The sequence below is a fragment of the Mesorhizobium sp. M1399 genome (assembly GCF_040317735.1).
Lineage (GTDB): Bacteria > Pseudomonadota > Alphaproteobacteria > Rhizobiales > Rhizobiaceae > Mesorhizobium.
This window is the reverse complement of sequence record NZ_JAMYKZ010000008.1, coordinates 11,522-30,552: the sequence shown is the minus strand read 5'-3', so window position 1 is coordinate 30,552 and position 19,031 is coordinate 11,522. Positions and strand designations below refer to the sequence as shown.

Here is a 19,031-nt window from a genome sequence, read left to right as displayed (position 1 = left end):
CTTGAATGCGCCGGTGGCGCCATACCATGGTGACCGGCGTCACCGGGCTGCTTCCGACCCAAGGCAGCACGACGATATTGGCGTCAGCCGCAGAACCCACGAGACGCGGGACCAGCGCGCATCCAAGACCGGCTGCAACAAGGCCCCGTATCGCGCCCATGCTGGCGAACTCGCCGACCAGTTTTGGACGGTCAGGCAACGTTGCGGCAAACGTTTCGTCGAACATCCGCCTGTAGACGCAACCGGGCTGGGTGACGAGGAAGGCCTCGTCAGCCAGATCGTCGGGCGTTATGGCAGAATATCCGGCCAACCGGTGATTTGCCGGCATTATGATGACGAGCTCTTCTTCTGCCACCTGCTCGCTTCGCAGCTCCGGCGCCGCCGCCGGGGCGGCCCCGAAATGCAAAGACACGTCCAGCGCCCCGCTGGCCACGCCGGCACGCAACCGGCTGCTATCGCCCGCCTGGAGGTTCAGTTCCACGTCTGGATAGCGCCGGTGGAATTCGCTCAGCAAGGCTGGCAAGCGCGTAACGCAAAGCGTCTCCAGGCCGCCGACCGTCAGGCGACCGGCAACCGTACCGCTCGCGTCGGCGACAGCGGAACGGGCTTCGTCCGCAAGGTCGAGGAGATCGTTTGCGTAGTCCAGCAGGCGCTGTCCTGCCGCCGTCAGCTTCAAGCCACGCCGTGACCTGTCGAACAGCGACGTGCCCAGATCGGCTTCCAGCGCCTGGATCTGTTCGGTCACGCTCGATTGGGCAAGATGAACCCGCTCGGAGGCGCGCGTGATGTTCAAGGTGGTGGCGACCGCCACGAAGGTCTTGAGATGTCTAAGCTGCATGTCTTGAACCCGTCATATAGGCAAAGGCTGCTTTGAACCGGGACCGCAAACGTGAAAAGGCCGGGAACATCGCCCGGCCTTTTTGTCTCGATAGGTGAAGCTTACTCCGCCGGCGCTTCCGCAACGTCCCGGCTGCGGCCGAGCGTTATCTTGGCCAGTGTGAAGGAGATCGCCGCGCACAGCGTGATGCCCGCCACCATTGGCAGCGGCGTGCCGTCAAAGAACACGCCGGCGACACCCATGGCGACCGCGCCGATGGCGAAGTGCAGCGTGCCCATCAGCGCCGACGCCGTGCCGGCGATCTCACCATGCTCTTCCATGGCCAGCACCGACGTCGTCGGGATAACCAGGCCGAGGAAACCGTAGCCGATGAACAGCAGCGCCGCCATTACGTCGAGCCGGTCGACACCCGATGCCATCACCGCAAACAGCACCACCATCGTCGTCGCATAGCCGGTCACGGCGACGCGCACCACGCGCTGCAGCCCGAACCGCTCCGATAGCAACCCGGTCAGCTGCGACATGCCGATGAAGGCAACCGCATTGATCGAGAAGAACACGCTGTAAACCGAAGGGGACAGGCCATAATGGTCGATCAGGATGAAGGACGAGCTCGACAGATAGACAAAGAAGCTCGCAATGCCGAAGCCGGCGATGGCCGTCAGGCCAAGGAAGTTGCGGTCGCCCATCAGGAAGCGGTAGCCGGAAAGTGCCGTCCCGAAGGACGAACCGGCGCGCTCTTCGACCGGCCGCGTCTCCTTGAGAGAGGTCGCCAGCAGGATGGTGGCGAGCACGGCCGCGCCCGTCACCGTCCAGAACACGGCGCGCCAGCCGAAGTTCTCGATGATCTGGCTACCGGTCAGCGGCGCCAGGATCGGCGACACCGAAAACACCAGCATCAGCAGCGACATCAACTTGGCGGCCTCGGTGCCGGTATGCAGGTCGCGAACGATCGCGCGCGGCACGGCCATGCCGGCGCTGGCGCCGAGCCCTTGCAGGAAACGGAAGGCGATCAGCCATTCGATCGAGGGAGCCAGCGCCGAGCCGACGCCGCCGACCATGAACAGCGCCAGGCCGCCGTAGAGCGGCAGCTTGCGGCCGACCATGTCGGAGATCGGTCCGACGACGATCTGGCCGAAGCCCATGGAAAGAAAGAAGATCAGCAGGCTCATCTGCACCGCGGCAGTGCCGGCATGCAGATCCTCGCCTATTGACGGCAGGGCCGGAAGATACATGTCGATGGCAAACGGGCCGATCGCGGACAATAGGCCGAGCACGACCGCAATGCGGAGGAATTTGGCGTTCATGATAGCAGGCTCTTTCGAATTCTGGTTGCCGCCGAGGACCGGCGCGTAACCCTAGGACGTTCCATCCCATGGAGTTCCGACTCTTCTGCGGAACGAAACTCCCTTCGTGCAGTCCACAAATTTAGACAGGCTTGTCTAATTCGTCAACCACCTCTATATAGTTTTGCATGAAGGCCAACGTTTCTCCTGACATTTTCCCGCCACGGGGCCATGAGGCCAAGCGGATGTCGATTGTCGATGCCGCCACCTCGGTCTTCTGCCGCGAAAGCTTCGCCGGTGCCAATATCGACATGATTGCCGCCGAGGCCGGCGTCTCCCGCCAGACCATCTACAATCATCACGGCGACAAGGAAAAACTCTTCGGTGCCATCGTCCGCGACCTCACCGAACGTTGCAACGCCGGCATCTTTGCCACGATTTCCACTTTTCCCGATCAGCCGAAGGATCTCGAAGCCGACCTCATAGCCTTTGCTGTGCGGATGAATCACAACTGCATCTGCAACCGCGACGGCAAATTCCTGCGCAAGCTGATCCAGACCGAGGGCGGGCGCTATCCCGAGTTGTTCGCCGAATGGCGCGAAGAAGGACCGGGCAGGACATGGCCGGCGATCGCCGCCCGTTTCGCCCGCCTCGCTCATGCCGGCTTCCTTGATATCGACGATCCCGATGTCGCAGCGCGCCAGTTCATGGCGCTTGCCAATGCCGAGTTGCAGACGACGTTCATGCTCGGCGGCGCACCAACCGAGGACGAGGTGGTGCAGTCAGCGACAAATGGCGTGCGCACCTTCCTGCGCGCCTTCGGCAAGCGGCAGCCTGTGGCTCGTAAGCAGGGCGCGCTCGCCAGCGCTTGACGGTCAAAGCCGTTTGACGATCAAATCGTCGCCAATGGGCTTCGCTTCCGCACGCAGGCGATCTATATCCGGTTTACGCCGCGCTCAAGCTTGATTACAGCTATCAGGACGATTCAACGGAAGCCGACAGCCACATGGCCGACGACCACATCCGCTACGACATTTTGGCCCAGGAGGCGTTGCGCGGCGTCATGCGCAAGGTCCTGGCCGAGGTCGCGCGCACCGGTCTCCCAGGCAACCATCACTTCTTCATCACATTTCTCACCGGCGCGCCGGGCGTGCGCGTATCTTCGCGGCTGCGCGAACGCTATCCCGAACAGATGACCATCGTTATTCAGTTCCAATATTGGGACCTGAAGGTGAGCGACACCGGCTTCGAGGTCGGGCTGTCGTTTTCCGACGTGCCGGAGAAACTGGAAATCCCGTTCTCGGCCGTACGCGGCTTTTACGATCCGTCCGTCAACTTCGAGCTCGAATTCGACGTCAAGACGGATACCCCGGCTGAACAGGAGACAAAGGCCAAGCCTGCTCCCGAGCCGCTGGCCATCGTCGCCGAGAAAAAGCCTGAGACGAAGAAGAAAACCGCTGAGGCGGAAAAGAAGCCTGCCGCGGCCGACGCCGGCGCCAAGGGGGCCGACGTGGTGTCGCTCGACGCCTTCCGCAAGAAGTGACCCGACGGGCGGCGTGACATGGCCGAGATCGTCAATCTCCGTCAGGCACGCAAGCAGAAGGCGCGAGCCGAGAAGGAGCGCCTGGCCGAACAGAACCGGGCGCTGCATGGCCGTTCCAAAACCAGCCGGGATCGCGACCGCCTGATCGCCGACAAGGCCGACAAATTCGTCGCCAGTCATCGCCGGGAAAAATCGGGCGATTCGGACAAATCCGATGCTTGAAGTGTGAGGGCGGTCGCGTGAGCCCGGTCGAAAAGCGCTCGGTCACCATTCGCGGCCACCGCACCAGCTATTCGCTCGAAAAGCCTTTTTACGACGACCTGGTCGCCATCGCGGCCGCGCGAAAATTGACGCTCGCCGCGCTTGTCGCCGAAATCGACGAGAGCCGCCCGCGCGATGCGAACCTCTCCTCGGCGCTCAGGCTCTATGTGCTGGACTGGGCCAAGCGCCGCAAGTTGTAGCCTTCAGGCAACGCTATTTTGTTTCCTGCGCCGGATACGGAAGCCCAGCAAAGCCGAGCGGTCGCGTTCTTCGGCCTGCTTCTTCGATCTGACACGCATCAGGTCCTTCCAGCCGACATAGCCCACCAGCCGCGCATTTTCTCGCGTGACGACGGGCAAATGGGACACGTTCGCCATCAGCAGCTTGTCGGAGGGGCCCTCGAGATACTCATCCGGATAGGCAACCGTCTTTGCGAAGCCGGGCTCGTCGCGAGGGACCACTACGAGGAGGACCACCGCCGCGTGCTGCTGCGGCTGACCGACCGCGCCGACGACAGTCTCGCCGATCTGTCAGCCGCTCATCTCGACGAACTCGGGCGGATCGAGCCGATGCTGAAGCGCTTGCTTGCTGGACGCGGCGCATAAGGGATGCGCCGTCACCCGCCATTCAGCGATTTTAGCAGATCGTCGATCGACGAGGGATCGAACTTGAGCTTTGGCGGGGGCGGCACTGAGGGTGGCACGTTATTTGCGGCCGGTGGCGCACGTTCTGCTTTCTGCGCTTGCTCCGCCGCGGCCTTGCGTTCGGCGTCGAGCTTTGCCTTCTCTTCCGAGGCGATCCGCAACGCCTCTTCCGCCCTCTGGCGTTGCTGTTCTTCGGCCTGCGCTGCTTCCTCGGCAGCCTGTTGCGCCGCCTCGGCTTTGGCTTCGGCATCCGCTTTGGCCTTTGCAGCCGCCTCGGCTTTCGCCCTGGCCTCGGCTTCGGCCTTCGCCGCTGCATCCGCTTTCGCCTTGGCTACAGCCTGCGCCCTGGCCTCCGCTTCGGCTTGGGCCTGCGCCTCAGCTTCGGCCTTTGCCTTGGCGTCCGCTTCAGCCTTCGCCTTGGCTTCAGCCTGCGCCCTGGCCTCCGCTTCGGCTTGGGCCTGAGCCTCGGCTTCGGCCTGTGCCTTAGCGTCCGCTTCAGCCTTCGCCTTGGCTTCAGCCTGCGCCCTCGCCTCCGCTTCGGCTTGGGCCTGCGCCTCAGCTTCGGCCTTTGCCTTGGCGTCGGCCTCGGCCTTCAGCCGCGCTGCTTCCTGTTGCCTGCGCAGTTCCTCCGCCGCTCTTTCACGCTCGGTTTGCAGGGCAGCGTAGTAGCGCACCTCACGCCGCAGCCTTTGTTTCTCGAGCAGCGCGGCTTGCATGGCTTCGACCCGCTGCTGCTCCTTTTCCAGCGCACGCTGGGTCAGGAACTGTGCCAGTGGCTCGCTGTCGAACTGCCGTTTGATGGCGCCGAACGGACCGTCGACGCTGAAATTCAAAATTGGTTCGGAGCCGACCAGCGCCTCGTCGCCGGGTCGGTAGGCGATCTCGCCCTTGGCATCGACGGTGCTGGTATTCAGATCGGCGGTGATGTCGGCGGACAGCGTCGCGCCCGGGCTTTCGAATTTGACCGGTGGCGCCCTCAGCGTGCCGCCGGCGATGGTGAAGGCAATATCGGTGTCCTGCGCCGGAAAACTTCCCGCCGCGGCGATCTGCGGCACGAAGCCGGCAGTCTTCGACGCGTCGATATCGCGCCCTATCGCGTCGGCCTTGGCGATGAATGCGCCAAAGGCATCGGGATTGAAGCCGGCAATAGTCATGCCCTTCAGCGTCGCCGTGCCGGAACCGTACAGCGCCGCGACCATCGCGTCGACCGATTTGCCGCTGGTCGAAAGCGCCGTCGAGAAATCGCCGCTTCCGCTGAAACCGGCCTCCGGCAGCACGGCTGCCAGATCGGAGCCGGCGAGTTTCATCTGACCGGAGAAAAGCCCGGTGCCGTCATTGTTCTTGAGCTCGAACAGGCCACTCAACTCGCCGCCGAGGAATTTTGCCTTGAGGTCGGAAACACGAATGCTCTCCTGGTCGAGCTGCAGCGAAAGCGCAGCGTCATAGGCGGTGGCAAGCGGGCCGGCGGCAAGCGACGCCGCCGTCAGATCGAGATCGGCGGTAAATGGCAAACTGGATTTCTGGCTGAACGGTGCCGTCGGCCAGGCCCCGTCATTGACGAGGAAGGCCTGGTCGCCGAACAGCATCATCGCCATCGGATCGAGGTCCAGCTCGTCCAGCGACAGCGCGCCGGCAAGATGCGGCAGCCCCTCCTTGACGTCGATATTTACGTCACCGGAAACCGCCGCTTCGTTGACGGCGCCGTTGAGGCCGCTCAGCACCAAAAGACCATTGCCGTAGTCGGCATCGGCAGCAAGCGACGTCGACATGCCGGTCCCCATGCCAGGCAGGCCGACGCCGGTCGTCATCAGCCATGGCTCGATGTCGGCCGTTTCCAGGCTGACCTTGCCCTTGGCGGCCGCGCCCTGAGGCGTGTCGGCAACTGTCCCGTCGAAACCAGCTTTGAAGTCGTTGCCGGCCAGGCTGAAGCGTGTCGCCAGGCCGCCGCCAAGTGTGCCTTTGGCCGAGACGTCGGTGGTCGCCTCGCCGAGCATGCCGAGTGGCAGCGCCGGCAACCCGTAAAGCGCCAGAAGTGCGGTGGCGTCGGCGTTCCGGGCATTGAAGGTCAACGTCACCGGCGCTTCGAGGGGCCGGTCGAGCGCCCCTTTGCCGGACAGCGACGCCGAAAAGGCCGAACCACCGGCCCTGCCCTGTGCGCTCATTGCCAGTCCAGTCGTACCGTCGCCATTGTCTGCGGCACTCGTGACGGCGTCGATACGCGCATCCTGGAACAGCTCCGGATAGGCAGCGGCGCGCGCCGCCAGCCCCTTCAGCACCGCATTGTCCGGATAATGCCGGACGGCGACGTCGATCAGCGGCTTGAGGTCGACGGTGACCACCGAGGCGTCGAGCTTGCCGGTCGGGCTCGCTGGGAAGTCCTTGATCCGGCCGGTGGCGCTGATAGAGGCGCCGGCAAGTCCGCCGACCGACAGGCGGTCGATCTCAAGCAGCCCGTCGCGCAATCTAAGCGCGGTGTCGACGCTATCGGCGGTCAACCCACCTGCGCTGACCGGCCCGGCCTTGATCCGGAAATCGAGGTCGCGGTCGGAAAAGCGGTTGGCGCCCTTGTCGCTGACGAAGATCGAGGCGAAGGCGGCGAGCCCATCGACGTCGAGTTCGCCACCTTCCAGTTGCATCAGCACCGATGGCCTTGTGTCTTCGGGCTGGGTGGAATCGATGCGGCCGGAGAACTTCGCCTTGCCGAGGATGAGTTCGAGATCGCTGAAGGCCTGGTGTTTTTCACTCAAATCTACTTTTGCCTTGAAGCCAGCGGCCGGCAAGCGGCGGATCGCCTCGTCGACGTCCTTCGACAGCCAGGCGGCAAAGCCGGAGGGCTGCGCCACGGCCAGAAGCAGCGATCCGGTGAATCCAAAATGATCCTCGACGCTGACCATGCCATTGGCTTCCAGCTTGGCGCGGCCGGGCAGCGTGGCGGCCAGCGATTTTACCGCCCAGCCGCCCTCGGCCGGTTCGGCGGACAGATGCACGTCGCGAATCGTCGTGTCGCCTGCCACCACCGCCGGCAGTTTCACCTCGACCGTGCCCGGTATGGTCGGCTTCGGCAGATCGAGCAGCGCCTGCTCCAGCGCCGCCACCCGCTCGGACAGCGTCAATCCGGCACTGGCCGCCGCCCCCACTGCCTCGTCGAACTGCACCTGCGCGCCATTGGCCTCGATCGAGAAATGCGGCTTCAGCCCAAGGTCGACCGCAGCCTTGCCATCGGCGGTGTAGGGATTGTCGAGCGGTCCGGTCTCGAAGCGGAATTCGTCGACGCCGAGCTCCTGGTGGTCGAGCGAAAACTTGCCGTTCAGCCTGAACCCCGGATCCGGCTTGCCGGCGCTGACTTTCACTGCCTCGCCGTCGGTGCCGCGCAACTGCGCTACAGTCTGGTCTGCGCCCGATATCTTGAACTGGCCCGAATAGACCGCGGCGCCCTCGACGAGGCCCACATTGCCGTCGGTCTCGATGACCAGCGGATAGTCATCCGGACCGGCTTTGAGCCTGAGCCGCATTTGCCCGTCCGGTTCGGCCTTGCCGGTGGAAGCGGCGATCGTGGTCCGCAACCCGTCCAGCGACAGCGAACCGTCCAGCCGCCAGGGTCCGGCCAGAGACTTGGCCGAGATCGTCGAGTTGATCTCGGAAATAAGATGGCTACGGCCGCCGGCGGCGTGGCTGAGCGCGATCTGTCCTTCCGTCACCGTCAGCTTCTCGATGGAGATCTGGCCGGGATCGAACGGCGAGGACGGCCGTATCGTCCAGTCGACCGTGCCGTCGGCGGCGATGTCGATCGTCGCCTTCGGCCGCACCAGGCGCATGTCGAAGATCAGCACCTCGCCGCGCAGGAATGGCGCGAGTTCTGCATCCATCGAAAAGGTTTCGACGGTCATCGCCGGCTGGCCGTTGGGGCCACCGGCGACGGCGACGTTGGAAAAGGTCACCGAGGGAAACGGCAGCAGCCTTGCCGTTGCATCGCCTCGCACGGTCACCTTGCGGCCAAGAACGGCGCTCGCCTCGCGTTCGAAATCGGCACGGTAACCCGTCCAGTCGACAAAGTACGGCACCACCAGCGCCGCACACAGCACCAGCACGAGAAGCCCACCGAAGATCACGAACAGGCGTGCGAGCATGAACTCCGAAGCGGTTGATTGAAAATCAGCCGCACTCTACCCGCATCAGCGTGTCGATAAAGAGGCAATTCCCGCCAGACAGGCGTCCAGGGCAAAAGAAGGCGGCCAAGAAAACTCAGCGCGCGTCGCGCTTTGCCTGCGCCACCTTTGCCGCCTGCCGCTGCCGGCCGAGTTCCATCGGCCGGATCAGATTCTCGGGCCGCCGGCTCACGATCGCGCGCATGCCTTTGTGCGCGGTGCGCGTGTTGAACTCGGGACCGTCTGCCGCAGCGCCCTGCTTCATGGACAGCGCCTTGCGTGCATTCTCGACCAGCGAAACACGCGCTGCCAACTGGCGGCGGCGTTCGGCCTCGCCATTGAGCCGCCGCATGGTCATCGCCAGAACCGCCAGCTTCAACTGCGAACCTTCATCGGCCTTCGAGGCGCCGGCGCCCTTTGGCGCACCCTTGCCGCGCATTTCGCGGCGGCGGCGATGCGCCTCGGTCTGGGCCTTGTCGCGCCGTTCCCTTAGGAGCTTGACCAGGTTGGCGAGTTCGGCGTCGGCAAGATGCTGTACCGCTGGATGGTGCGACTTCTCGACGAGAGCATGTTCGTCGGCGCTCAGCGCCCGAGCCTCTTCCTTGCGTGAAATCGCCATGACACCATTCCTCCGTCTGTGACGCCTGCCTGCCTCTCAGGTCCTTGGAGTCTCGGTCCAAATGGTGGTGCGGTCAAGCCAGGGACCATCTGGATCTTCTTCCACTATTCGGCCGGCAATATCTTGCCGGGGTTCATTATATTCAGCGGGTCGAGCGCCTGCTTGATCGTGCGCATGATGTCGACGCCATGACCGAGCTCATGCCGCAGGAAGCCGATCTTGCCCTGACCTATGCCATGCTCACCAGTGCAGGTGCCGTCCATGCCGATGGCGCGCATATTGAGCCGCGCCACGAATTTTTCCGCCAATGCGATCTCCTTCGGGTCGTCCACGTCCATCAGCACCAATACATGGAAATTGCCGTCGCCGGCATGGCCGACGATCGGTGCGATCAGGCCCATCTCGGCGATATCCGCCTCGGTCTCGGTGACACATTCGGCAAAGCGCGAGATCGGCACGCAGACATCGGTCGACAGGCCCTTGGCGCCCGGCCGCAGCGTCAGCGATGACCAGTAGGCATCGTGCCTGGCTTTCCACAATTTTGTCCGCTCTTCGGCGATGCTGGTCCACAGGAACGGGCCGCCGCCATTTTCCTCGGCGATCATGCCGAAAGTCTCGGCCTGTTCGGCGACGCTGGCATCGCTGCCGTGGAACTCGACGAACAGGCAGGGGCTCTCCGGATAGTCGAGCTTCGAATAGGTCTTCATCGCTCGCATCTGCAGCGCATTGACCAATTCGATGCGCGCCACCGGAATGCCCATCTGGATGGTCGCGATCACCGCGTTGCAGGCCGCCTCGACGCTGGGAAACGGGCAGACGCCGCCCGAAATCGCCTGCGGAATGCCCTGCAGCTTCAAGGTCAGCTGGGTGATGATGCCAAGCGTACCTTCCGAGCCGATCAGCAGCCGCGTCAAATCATAGCCGGCCGAGCTTTTCTTGGCGCGCTTTCCGGTCGTAACCGCTTCGCCGTCGGCCATCACCGCCGTCAGTGACAGGACGTTGTCGCGCATCGTGCCGTAGCGCACGGCGTTGGTGCCCGACGCCCGTGTCGCCGCCATGCCGCCGAGCGAAGCGTTGGCGCCCGGGTCGATCGGAAAGAACAGGCCGGTGTCGCGCAGATGCCGGTTGAGGTCCTCGCGCGTCACGCCGGGCTCGACGGTGCAATCGAGGTCCTGCGGATTGACTGCAACGATACGGTTCATGCGTGACGTATCGAGCGAGATGCCGCCGCCCGGCGCATTGGTATGGCCTTCCAGCGAAGAGCCGACGCCAAAGGCGATCACCGGCACGCGATGTGCAGCGCACGCACGCACGATCTCCTGCACCTCCTCCGTCGTCTCGGCAAAGGCGACACCGTCCGGCGCCTGCGTCGGGATATAGGTCGTGGTGTGCGCGTGCTGGGCGCGGATCGCCTGGCCGGTCTGGAAGCGCTCGCCGAGCCGCTGCTTGAGGATGCCGAGCACGGCGGCAATGCCTTCCTCGTTGCGTTCGACCGGGTTGAGGTCGCTTAGAGCCATCGATTCCTCCGCGAATGGACCAGCGTCCACCCTTGTTCTGCATCTAGGGATGCGTAGTCTCACCGACCACGCTCTGTCCAGTCCACGCTCATCCCGGCATGACGAGAAGGAAGTTTCCGATGCCCATCCCCGCCCCTTTCGTCTCTCGCGCCATGGACATCGAGAAGGCCTGGATCGACTACAACGGCCATCTGAACATGGCCTATTACAACGTGCTGTTCGACCGTTGCTCCGACGAAGCCTTCGAGATGATGGGAATGGGGATGGACTATGTAAGGGAACGGCGGCTGACCATCTACACCGCGGAAGTCCATGTCTGCTACGTCCAGGAGCTGCATCTCGACCACAAGGTCACGGTCTCGTTCCAGCTCCTCGACCATGACGACAAGCGGCTGAGGGCCTATCAGGAAATCCGCCATGTCGACGGCTGGCTTGCCGCCACGTCTGAAACGCTGTCGCTGCATGTCGACATGGCTGGCCCGAAGGTGGCGCCCTTCCCCGCCGACGTCCTTGCCAGGGTGGAAGCGATGCGCGCCGCCCATGCCGCCCTGCCGATGCCGGAGCGCGCCGGCCGCTCGATCGGTATTCGTCGTAAGCCGGCTTGAACCGCAACCCAACCGCCGTTAACCTTACCGAGGTTTTAACGTGAACAAGCCGAATTGAGACGTTGAACGACTCAGCGCGGCGTTGGAAAACCATCCGCATCGAGTTGCGATACGGGCGGCGGAGCAGCAGCGGTTCGGGGAACGTGCATGAAAACCGACATCAAGGTCGAGGCGGACAGGCTGGCGGCTGACCCACGCATCACCGACTATGATTTCTGGCGCTCGCTGAAGAACCTCAACAACGAGATCTTCCACATCGCCAACAACAACGAGCCGATCCCCTTCGCCATGATCCGCTGGCGCGCCATCCTTAAGCAGGCGCGGATGAAACGCGGCCACGCCTGAAACTGTTATGATAACACCGAGCTTGCGGCACAAGAAGACAGCGTTGCTTACGACAACGAATGGTCGCCAGGCAGCAAGCCACCGAATTCCGGCATCTATCGTTGCAAGAATTGCGGTGACGAAATTGCGGCGAACAAAGAAAACGGCCAAACAAGGCGATGGATTGGAAGCTGTTTCAGCAGCCAACTACAAACAGACAATCCCTGATCCTCTAAGATTTTAGTCTTCAGGCCCGGTAAATCCACTGTTCTGGCACGCGCACCGAAATCTCCTCGCCGGCCGTGATCGTGCCGGGCTTCTCGACCCAGGCGACGAGGCCGCGCAAACGCTTCGCCGCTTTCGCGAACAGCAGCGCGCCGGCCTCGTGATCGGCCATCCCGGCATTTTCGGCGACCGATCGCCCGGCGATGCGGCAAGGCCCGTTCTGCGCGTCGATCTTGACAGTCGCGCCGCCTTTGAAGAACAGCAGCGCGCCGGACGGCAGCATCGAGAGGTGCGGCAGGCCTTCGATTAGGAGATTGGCGCCGATCCATTCCGGCTTGATCTCGGCGATGCCCATCCGTTCGGCGACGGTGGTCAGTTCGTCCGCCGCCACGATCGACAATTGCCGCTCGTTGCGCATCTCGGTGCCACGCGGATACCAGGGTTCCCGTCCGCCGGAGCGCCGCGTCGTGCCAGCGTGGAAATCGCCTTCAATGCCGTCGAAGCCAAGCTGCAAGGTGTCGATGGCTCGTGTCTCGAAATGATCGAACGGCGCGAGATAAAGCGCGGCCACCTTGGCGGTGAGCTTTCGCGCCGGCACGATCTCGACCGGATTTTCGGCCTCGGGGAAAAGATCCGGCATGGGTTCGTTCCTCGCGTGATACGCGCAATTAGCCTCGGTAGCTCATCGGGTCCAGTCGAAAGCGCTGATGCTCCGATCAAGCGGACTGATGTGACTATGCCCGGCGGGGTTCCGATGCTGGTTCCGTTCGCGCCGAAATGGTCAGAGCATGCGCAATAGCGCGCCGCCGATCGAGTAGCCGGCGCCGAAGGCGCAGAGCAGGCCGTAGTCGCCGGCCTTCATATCGGCATGGTTCTCCGACAAAGCGATGATGGCACCGGCGGCGGCAGTATTACCGAGGCGCTCCAGCACCATCGGCGCGCGGTCATGGTCGACGTCATGGCCGAACGACAATTTCAGGATCATGGCATTCATCCGCGCATTCGCCTGATGCAGCCAAAAGCGCCGGATCGCTTGCGGTGTCAGCCCGTGTTCGGCCAGGAATTCGACGATGAACTTGTGGCCGGCGACGGTGACTTCCTTGAACACCTTGTTGCCGATCTGCTTGATCAGATTGCCTTCCAGATCGATCATGTACGGATCGTCCTGGGTGGCGCGGGTATAGTAACCGAGATTGGTGCGGATGCTGTTCGACATCTGCGTCCAGGCACGCGTGTCGAGCACCTCGAAACGCCCCGACCGCTTCTCGCCCTGGGCGAGCCCTTCGACGATCATCGACACGGACGCGTCGCCGAAGATGAAATGCGTCTGCCGGTCGCGAAAATTGAGGTGGCCCGTGATGATCTCCGGCGTCGTCACCAGTACGCGTTTATGCGCCCCTGCCCGCACCAGATTGACCGCAATGTGCAATGCGGCCGCCGCCGAAGAGCAGCCAAGCCCCATGTCGAAGCCGGCGCCTCTCGTGCCCAGCGCCTGCTGCATTTCGATGGCGATAGCCGGATAGGGCCGCTGATGGTGCGAGGCCGAGCAGATCACCAGGTCGATGTCCCCAGGCTTCAGCCCGGCATGATCGAGCGCCTTGCTGGCCGAGGCGATGCCGAACTCGGCCTCCAGCGACAGCGCATCGTCGGGCCGCGCCGGGAAGCGCGGCGCCATGCGGGTCGGGTCGAGGATGCCTTCCCGTTCGATGACATGGCGGGTCTGGACGCCCGAGGCGTGGACGATGAAGGCACTGTCCGATTTCTGCAGCAGCGGCTCGCCCGAGACCTCGCGCCGGACGTTCTCCATGTCCACCCAAGTGTTGAAGCTGGCGACGAGCTCCTCATTGGTGATCGACGCTTCGGGGATTTCAACGCCGATGCCGCTGATGATGACGCGATGCATTTCCAGTTCGTCCCGTGCGCAGGCGTTGCGGCTTCATGTCGACGCCGCAAAAGCTCGGCGCAACCTCTTTTTGCACCTAGCCAGTTTATGCCGGCTTAAATCAAGTCCCTGGAACGGGTCTTTACCAGGCGCAGAGCTTGGTATTGGTCTGCGGGTTGTTCCAGCAGGCACCGTCATCATTGCTGCGCACGAATTGTCCGGACAGCGGCACGTTGCGCTGGCCGAGATTGACATAGCCGTAGGCAAAACCCGGGTCGTCGATCTCCAGGACGTAAGTCGGATAGCCCGGCGCCGAGATGCGAAAGCTGCCGGCATCATCCAGCGCCCGATAGCTGCAGGAGAAATGCCCGTCATCGCTGGTGAAGCAGCGCGCTCGCTTGGCCTGCGCCGATATCGAAAAGGCAAGCACAGCGGCCGCACAAATGCTGCCGCCGAAAATGAGCGTTTTCAGTGTCATCATCCACCCCCCATGGCCCATGAGGGCCGCCATCCCTGCCCCAGCGAGATGCGCATGACGGCGAAAGCCGGTCAAGCATCCGCTGCTGGCTGTTTTTGGGTGTAGCTAAGAGTTTCTAAGCAGAACGCCGCGCCACGATGAAGACACGGGGAAAGCGCAGCAACACCTTGCCGCTTGCCGTTTTCGGATAGGCTTCGGCGATCCTGGCCGTGTAGCGCTTCAGGAAAAGCTGCCGCTCGCCTTCGTCGAGCGGATCGAGGAACGGCTTCAGCCCCGTCGACTTCACCCATTCGACGATCGCCTCGGCATCGGCCAGCGGATGGTTGTAGATCGTGTGCCAGATATCGAGCCGATCCGAGAATGGCGACAAAAGGTCGTAATAGAACGCGACAGGCGGCAGCGGCGCGCGGGCCGCACGCTCGAACTTTTCAGTGAACGGCATCTCGGCCGCGGTCTCCCGCATCAGCCGGTGCGAAGGCTCGCCCATATTGTCCGGCATCTGCACGGCAAGCGCGCCGCCGGGCGCCAAAAATCCTATCAGCCGCTGGAAGACAGCCGGATGCTCCGGTAGCCACTGAAACACTGCATTGGCGAAGATCACGTCGACCGGTTCGGCCGGCTGCCACGTCGCCGCGTCCGCCAAGGCAAAGGTGACGCCGGGCAGGCGCGCCTTCGCCTTCTCGATCATGTCGGGCGAGGTATCGAAGCCGCTGATCTGTGCCTGCGGCCAGCGCTCGACCAGCAATTCGGTCGAATTGCCCGGCCCACAGCCAATGTCCACCACCCGGCGCGGTTCCGGCACTGGCACCTGCGCTAGGAGGTCGCGCGCCGGCCGCGTGCGCTCATCCTCGAATTTCAGGTAGAGTGCGGCGGACCAGTCGGGTTTTGCCTTTACCGCTATGCTGTTATTCATCGATAGATCTCGCGACGGTTGCCTATCTCCCGATCAGCACGACGAGCCGGCTGTCCTGAAACTGGGCAATGATTCTGTAGTCGCCGACGCGAAACCGCCAAGCTTCCTTGGTCCCAGTCAGCCGTTTGGCGAGTGCTCTTGGATTGGGGTGCACAGAAACTCTTTGATACAGGAATTCTAGGACACGGCGCTAGTCCTTCGGTGAAAGCCCTTCAATGTCTTTTTCGGCTCGCGTAAACTCGACCTGCCAACTCATTCAGCGGCAGGTTTCTTGTGCCGCTCCTCGACTTCGCGAAGTTCAAGCTTCCGGATCACCTCTTCCAACGGAATGCGTACGCCGTCGTCATCCCTCAGGCGTTCCTCCGCAATCCTGGCATCCTGCCAATCCTCAATGGTTTCGAGGATCGTTTCAACTGCGACCTGATCGATCGTACGGCCGCTGGCCTTGGCAATATCGGCCAGCAGCTTCTCGGCTTTTTGCGGCAATTTGACCGTGATCATGGGCAACTCCATCCGATCAATTTAGGCCAAACGACGATCGCCCGCAACGGATCGAGACCCTACCTCGTCAGCCGCTTATACGTCATGCGGTGCGGATTGACGGCATCGGGCCCGAGTCTACGGATCTTGTCCTGCTCGTAATCCTCGAAATTGCCTTCGAACCATTCGACATGGCTGTCGCCCTCGAAGGCGAGGATGTGCGTCGCCAGACGATCGAGGAACATGCGATCGTGCGAGATGATGACGGCGCAGCCGGCGAAGCTCTCGAGCGCGTCTTCAAGTGCGGCCAGCGTTTCGGTATCGAGATCGTTGGTCGGCTCGTCGAGCAGCAGCACATTGCCGCCGGTCTTCAGCATCTTTGCCAGATGCACGCGGTTGCGCTGTCCGCCGGACAGGTTGCCGACCTTCTGCTGCTGATCGCCGCCGCGGAAATTGAACGACGCGCAATAGGCGCGGGTGTTGGCTTCGAACTTGCCGAGCTTGACCACTTCGGCGCCGCCCGAGATCTCTTCCCAGACGGTCTTGGTCGGGTCGAGTGCGTCGCGGCTCTGGTCGACATAACCGAGCTTGACCGTCTCGCCGACGCGGATGGTGCCGGCATCGGGCTTTTCCTGGCCGGTGATCATGCGGAACAGCGTCGTCTTGCCGGCGCCGTTCGGGCCAATGACGCCGACGATGCCGCCGGGCGGCAGCTTGAATTCGAGATCGTCGATCAAAAGCGTGTCGCCAAAGCCCTTCGACAGGTCCTCGACCTCGATCACCACATTGCCGAGCCGCTCGCCATGCGGAATGACGATCTGCGTATCGCTCGGACGCCGCTTGTCGGCCGCATCCAGCAGATCCTGGAACGCCTGGATACGGGCCTTCGACTTGGTCTGCCGGGCTTTCGGGCTGGACTGGATCCACTCGCGCTCGCGGCCGATCGCCCGCTGGCGCGCATCGTCCTCGCGGCCTTCCTGCTTGAGCCGCTTGGCCTTGGCTTCGAGATATTTGGTGTAGTTGCCTTCGTACGGGATACCGCGGCCGCGATCGAGCTCGAGGATCCAGCCGGTGACATTGTCGAGGAAGTAGCGGTCGTGGGTGATGATCATCACCGCGCCCGGATAGGCGCGCAGATGCTTTTCCAGCCACGCCGTCGTCTCGGCGTCGAGATGGTTGGTCGGCTCGTCGAGCAGCAGAAGGTCGGGCTGGCGCAGCAAGAGCTGGCAGAGCGCGACGCGACGGCGTTCGCCGCCCGACAGCTTGGTGACATCGGCCTCCTTGGGCGGGCAGCCGAGTGCCTCCATCGCCATCTCGACCTGCTGCTCGAGATCCCACAGATTGAGCCGGTCCATCTCGTCTTGCAGCTTGGCCGACTCGTCCGCCGTCTCGTCGGAATAGTTCATCATCAATTCGTTGTAGCGCTCGATGATCGCGGTCTTGGCGGCAACGCCTTCCATGACGTTTTCGAACACATTCTTGTTCGGATCGAGCGCCGGCTCCTGCGCCAGGTAACCGACGGTAGCACCCTCGGCCAGCCAGGCCTCGCCGCTCCACTCCTTGTCGATGCCGGCCATGATCTTGAGAATCGTCGACTTGCCGGCGCCGTTGGGACCGAGGATGCCGATCTTGGCGTCCGGGTAGAAGGACAGATGGATGTTCTCGAGCACCTTCTTGGTGCCGTAGGCCTTGTTGAGGCCGGCCATGTGATAGATGAACTGGCGTGCCACGCGCGCTTTCCCTGAAAAGTCGACTGATGTCGGATTGAATGGAAGTTGGGGGCTATGTAAGCGATGCGGCCCCGAACGGCAAACAGTTTTGGTCCCAGGCGGAGTTGGTCGCACCGCGAACGCTTAGCCGCTTCATTTCGTGCCGGCGCCCGGGCGAAAGCTCCGGTTAACCATTCCGCGTCAAAACAGTGTTTGGATGGGAAATCGCTGGCAGCCGCGATTTCGGGGAGAGAGATCGGGCCGTGTTGAACAGTTTCCTGCTTTTTGCCGAAGCGGTTCTCTATTTCGGCATCATGGTCACGCTTTTCCGGTTCAGGGGCCGCATCGGCCTCGGTGTCTTTGTTTGCGCCATTGGCGTCATGCATTTCCTGGAAACCTATCTCGCCAGCGTCTTCTACGTCGCGCTGCCGTTCGGCATGGTATCGCCGGGTTCGGCCGTGCTGTTTTCCGGCAAGCTGGTCATGCTGCTCCTGCTCTACATCAAGGAGGACGCGGCAACTGTCCGGCAGCCGATTTACGGCCTGCTGCTCGGCAATGCCCTGATGATCGGGCTCGTGCTGATCCTGCGCCTGCATGACATCGCACCGCTGCCCGACGGCAAGCTTCCCGACATCGGCTTCATCGACGAGATGGGCTGGCTGATGGTGTGGGGCACGACGCTGCTGTTCGTCGACGCCATCCTGATCATCCTGCTCTATGAAAAGCTCGGCAAATATCTGCGCAAGGCGCTTTTCACCCGCATCCTGGTCTCCGTCGCCTGCGTGCTCACCTTCGACCAGGCAGGCTTTTTCACGGCGCTGCATTTCGTCACCGGTGCGCCGGTCGCGGTGTTCTTCGGCGGCTGGTTCGCCAAGATGGCAGCGGCCCTGGTCTACAGCACCATGCTGGTCGCCTATATCAGGTGGTTCGAGGCGCGGCAGGTGCCGGCGCCGCGCGGGCTTTCCGACATTTTCGACACGCTGACCTATCGCGAGCGCTATGAGGCGCTGGTCGAGCATGTCGGTCGCGACGGCCTCACCGGCCTCCTGCACAGGGGGCGCTTCGACAGCGATGGCGAGGCCGCCGTCGCCGCCAGCCTGCGGACTGCCAGGCCGCTTAGCCTGCTGATCATCGATGTCGACCACTTCAAATCGATCAATGACCGCTTCGGCCACGCCGAGGGAGACAAGGTGCTGAAAGCCCTGGCGATTTTGCTTGGCGAACTTGTCGGGACCGAAGATCAATTGTTCAGGATCGGCGGTGAGGAATTCGCCATCCTCTGCTGGCGTCCACAGCCGCTCGCCAGACTGCTGGGCGAAACCGTCAGGCAAGCGGTCAAGACGTCTGCGAGCACCAGCCGGTTCGACATCACCGTCAGCGCCGGCATCTCGACGGTCAGCGAGACGACGCGTTGCCTTGCCGATCTCTTTGCGCTGGCCGACCAGCCTCTCTACAAGGCCAAATCGACCGGACGCGATCGCGTTGTCGGCGAACCGGGTGGCAACGAAGCAGACGGGCGCAACACATGGAACAGGCCGGAGCGCAGCGCCGGCGCGTAACTC

At 62.9% G+C, this 19,031-nt stretch carries 20 protein-coding genes and 1 pseudogene; 8 read left to right on the top strand and 13 right to left on the bottom strand.

Features of this window, described 5'->3' with window-relative positions:
- Positions 1-16: 16 nt before the first annotated feature.
- Together NKH05_RS15200 and NKH05_RS15195 are read right to left on the bottom strand one after the other, a co-directional pair.
- Positions 17-838: pseudogene (locus NKH05_RS15200) on the bottom strand (LysR family transcriptional regulator); the annotation flags it as partial.
- A 101-nt stretch (positions 839-939) separates the two neighbouring features.
- On the bottom strand, positions 940-2,145 hold the full coding sequence (locus tag NKH05_RS15195; RefSeq protein WP_023676705.1) for a multidrug effflux MFS transporter: 1,206 nt from the start codon (positions 2,143-2,145) through the stop codon (positions 940-942).
- Positions 2,146-2,312: 167 nt separating this feature from the next.
- Here NKH05_RS15195 and NKH05_RS15190 point away from each other — a divergent pair, with 167 nt between their 5' ends.
- The 4 genes from NKH05_RS15190 to NKH05_RS15175 all read left to right on the top strand — a co-directional run bounded on the left by NKH05_RS15190 (position 2,313) and on the right by NKH05_RS15175 (position 4,128).
- Positions 2,313-2,996: a TetR/AcrR family transcriptional regulator gene (locus NKH05_RS15190; RefSeq protein WP_353025640.1), complete on the top strand. Its 684-nt coding sequence runs from the start codon at positions 2,313-2,315 to the stop codon at positions 2,994-2,996.
- A 134-nt stretch (positions 2,997-3,130) separates the two neighbouring features.
- Positions 3,131-3,667 carry an SspB family protein gene (locus tag NKH05_RS15185; protein WP_023676707.1) on the top strand — a complete coding sequence of 179 codons (537 nt, stop codon included), beginning with the start codon at positions 3,131-3,133 and terminating at the stop codon, positions 3,665-3,667.
- An 18-nt stretch (positions 3,668-3,685) separates the two neighbouring features.
- Positions 3,686-3,889 carry a DUF4169 family protein gene (locus NKH05_RS15180; protein WP_023720822.1) on the top strand — a complete coding sequence of 68 codons (204 nt, stop codon included), beginning with the start codon at positions 3,686-3,688 and terminating at the stop codon, positions 3,887-3,889.
- Positions 3,890-3,906: 17 nt separating this feature from the next.
- Positions 3,907-4,128 carry a ribbon-helix-helix domain-containing protein gene (locus NKH05_RS15175; protein ID WP_023720823.1) on the top strand — a complete coding sequence of 74 codons (222 nt, stop codon included), beginning with the start codon at positions 3,907-3,909 and terminating at the stop codon, positions 4,126-4,128.
- A 3-nt stretch (positions 4,129-4,131) separates the two neighbouring features.
- On the opposite strand, the gene NKH05_RS15170 is transcribed toward NKH05_RS15175, so the two are convergent.
- The gene (locus NKH05_RS15170; protein ID WP_245278655.1) at positions 4,132-4,404 is read right to left on the bottom strand and encodes a CBS domain-containing protein; all 273 of its coding nucleotides are present in this window, start codon (positions 4,402-4,404) and stop codon (positions 4,132-4,134) included.
- Between NKH05_RS15170 and NKH05_RS15165 the strand changes: the two genes are divergently transcribed.
- Positions 4,288-4,533, top strand: a complete 246-nt coding sequence (locus NKH05_RS15165; protein WP_023720825.1) for a winged helix DNA-binding protein — start codon at positions 4,288-4,290, stop codon at positions 4,531-4,533. The two genes, NKH05_RS15170 and NKH05_RS15165, sit on opposite strands and share 117 nt — an antisense overlap.
- A gap of 11 nt (positions 4,534-4,544) precedes the next feature.
- Here the strand turns inward: NKH05_RS15165 and NKH05_RS15160 are convergent, their stop codons facing one another.
- The 3 genes from NKH05_RS15160 to NKH05_RS15150 all read right to left on the bottom strand — a co-directional run bounded on the left by NKH05_RS15160 (position 4,545) and on the right by NKH05_RS15150 (position 10,853).
- Positions 4,545-8,699, bottom strand: a complete 4,155-nt coding sequence (locus NKH05_RS15160) for an AsmA family protein (RefSeq protein WP_353025638.1) — start codon at positions 8,697-8,699, stop codon at positions 4,545-4,547.
- Between the two features lie 115 nt (positions 8,700-8,814).
- The gene (locus tag NKH05_RS15155) at positions 8,815-9,336 is read right to left on the bottom strand and encodes a hypothetical protein (protein ID WP_352515711.1); all 522 of its coding nucleotides are present in this window, start codon (positions 9,334-9,336) and stop codon (positions 8,815-8,817) included.
- 104 nt (positions 9,337-9,440) lie between these two features.
- Entirely contained in the window at positions 9,441-10,853 is a 1,413-nt protein-coding gene (locus NKH05_RS15150; RefSeq protein ID WP_352855222.1) for an FAD-binding oxidoreductase, read from the bottom strand.
- Positions 10,854-10,972: 119 nt separating this feature from the next.
- On the opposite strand from NKH05_RS15150, the gene NKH05_RS15145 reads away from it, so the two are divergent.
- Positions 10,973-11,458, top strand: a complete 486-nt coding sequence (locus tag NKH05_RS15145) for a thioesterase family protein (protein WP_352495168.1) — start codon at positions 10,973-10,975, stop codon at positions 11,456-11,458.
- A gap of 147 nt (positions 11,459-11,605) precedes the next feature.
- The gene (locus tag NKH05_RS15140) at positions 11,606-11,803 is read left to right on the top strand and encodes a hypothetical protein (protein ID WP_023676715.1); all 198 of its coding nucleotides are present in this window, start codon (positions 11,606-11,608) and stop codon (positions 11,801-11,803) included.
- Between the two features lie 226 nt (positions 11,804-12,029).
- Here NKH05_RS15140 and NKH05_RS15135 read toward each other — a convergent pair whose 3' ends face one another.
- From NKH05_RS15135 to ettA, 7 genes are all read right to left on the bottom strand, one after another.
- Positions 12,030-12,647 carry an MOSC domain-containing protein gene (locus tag NKH05_RS15135; RefSeq protein ID WP_023720829.1) on the bottom strand — a complete coding sequence of 206 codons (618 nt, stop codon included), beginning with the start codon at positions 12,645-12,647 and terminating at the stop codon, positions 12,030-12,032.
- Between the two features lie 141 nt (positions 12,648-12,788).
- Positions 12,789-13,910 carry a beta-ketoacyl-ACP synthase III gene (locus tag NKH05_RS15130; protein WP_352844480.1) on the bottom strand — a complete coding sequence of 374 codons (1,122 nt, stop codon included), beginning with the start codon at positions 13,908-13,910 and terminating at the stop codon, positions 12,789-12,791.
- Between the two features lie 121 nt (positions 13,911-14,031).
- Entirely contained in the window at positions 14,032-14,367 is a 336-nt protein-coding gene (locus NKH05_RS15125) for a hypothetical protein (RefSeq protein ID WP_353025636.1), read from the bottom strand.
- A gap of 115 nt (positions 14,368-14,482) precedes the next feature.
- The gene (tam, locus tag NKH05_RS15120) at positions 14,483-15,280 is read right to left on the bottom strand and encodes a trans-aconitate 2-methyltransferase (RefSeq protein WP_352482967.1); all 798 of its coding nucleotides are present in this window, start codon (positions 15,278-15,280) and stop codon (positions 14,483-14,485) included.
- A gap of 22 nt (positions 15,281-15,302) precedes the next feature.
- A complete protein-coding gene (locus tag NKH05_RS15115) occupies positions 15,303-15,434 on the bottom strand; it encodes a type II toxin-antitoxin system RelE family toxin (RefSeq protein WP_352482966.1) in 132 nt (43 codons plus the stop codon).
- 98 nt (positions 15,435-15,532) lie between these two features.
- On the bottom strand, positions 15,533-15,781 hold the full coding sequence (locus NKH05_RS15110; RefSeq protein ID WP_352482964.1) for a DUF6290 family protein: 249 nt from the start codon (positions 15,779-15,781) through the stop codon (positions 15,533-15,535).
- 59 nt (positions 15,782-15,840) lie between these two features.
- Entirely contained in the window at positions 15,841-17,490 is a 1,650-nt protein-coding gene (gene ettA, locus NKH05_RS15105) for an energy-dependent translational throttle protein EttA (RefSeq protein WP_023720834.1), read from the bottom strand.
- Positions 17,491-17,732: 242 nt separating this feature from the next.
- On the opposite strand from ettA, the gene NKH05_RS15100 reads away from it, so the two are divergent.
- Positions 17,733-19,028 carry a GGDEF domain-containing protein gene (locus tag NKH05_RS15100; RefSeq protein WP_353025634.1) on the top strand — a complete coding sequence of 432 codons (1,296 nt, stop codon included), beginning with the start codon at positions 17,733-17,735 and terminating at the stop codon, positions 19,026-19,028.
- The last annotated feature ends 3 nt before the right edge of the window (positions 19,029-19,031 follow it).

What these genes read in the sequence shown, in the direction of transcription:
- tam (WP_352482967.1), bottom strand. Translation starts at nt 15,280, where the DNA reads ATGAATAACAGCATAGCGGTAAAGGCAAAACCCGACTGGTCCGCCGCA.
- NKH05_RS15155 (WP_352515711.1), bottom strand. Translation starts at nt 9,336, where the DNA reads ATGGCGATTTCACGCAAGGAAGAGGCTCGGGCGCTGAGCGCCGACGAA.
- NKH05_RS15125 (WP_353025636.1), bottom strand. Translation starts at nt 14,367, where the DNA reads ATGACACTGAAAACGCTCATTTTCGGCGGCAGCATTTGTGCGGCCGCT.
- NKH05_RS15185 (WP_023676707.1), top strand. Translation starts at nt 3,131, where the DNA reads ATGGCCGACGACCACATCCGCTACGACATTTTGGCCCAGGAGGCGTTG.
- NKH05_RS15135 (WP_023720829.1), bottom strand. Translation starts at nt 12,647, where the DNA reads ATGCCGGATCTTTTCCCCGAGGCCGAAAATCCGGTCGAGATCGTGCCG.
- NKH05_RS15180 (WP_023720822.1), top strand. Translation starts at nt 3,686, where the DNA reads ATGGCCGAGATCGTCAATCTCCGTCAGGCACGCAAGCAGAAGGCGCGA.
- NKH05_RS15165 (WP_023720825.1), top strand. Translation starts at nt 4,288, where the DNA reads ATGGGACACGTTCGCCATCAGCAGCTTGTCGGAGGGGCCCTCGAGATA.
- NKH05_RS15110 (WP_352482964.1), bottom strand. Translation starts at nt 15,781, where the DNA reads ATGATCACGGTCAAATTGCCGCAAAAAGCCGAGAAGCTGCTGGCCGAT.
- NKH05_RS15145 (WP_352495168.1), top strand. Translation starts at nt 10,973, where the DNA reads ATGCCCATCCCCGCCCCTTTCGTCTCTCGCGCCATGGACATCGAGAAG.
- NKH05_RS15130 (WP_352844480.1), bottom strand. Translation starts at nt 13,910, where the DNA reads ATGCATCGCGTCATCATCAGCGGCATCGGCGTTGAAATCCCCGAAGCG.
- NKH05_RS15150 (WP_352855222.1), bottom strand. Translation starts at nt 10,853, where the DNA reads ATGGCTCTAAGCGACCTCAACCCGGTCGAACGCAACGAGGAAGGCATT.
- NKH05_RS15195 (WP_023676705.1), bottom strand. Translation starts at nt 2,145, where the DNA reads ATGAACGCCAAATTCCTCCGCATTGCGGTCGTGCTCGGCCTATTGTCC.
- NKH05_RS15140 (WP_023676715.1), top strand. Translation starts at nt 11,606, where the DNA reads ATGAAAACCGACATCAAGGTCGAGGCGGACAGGCTGGCGGCTGACCCA.
- NKH05_RS15160 (WP_353025638.1), bottom strand. Translation starts at nt 8,699, where the DNA reads ATGCTCGCACGCCTGTTCGTGATCTTCGGTGGGCTTCTCGTGCTGGTG.
- NKH05_RS15190 (WP_353025640.1), top strand. Translation starts at nt 2,313, where the DNA reads ATGAAGGCCAACGTTTCTCCTGACATTTTCCCGCCACGGGGCCATGAG.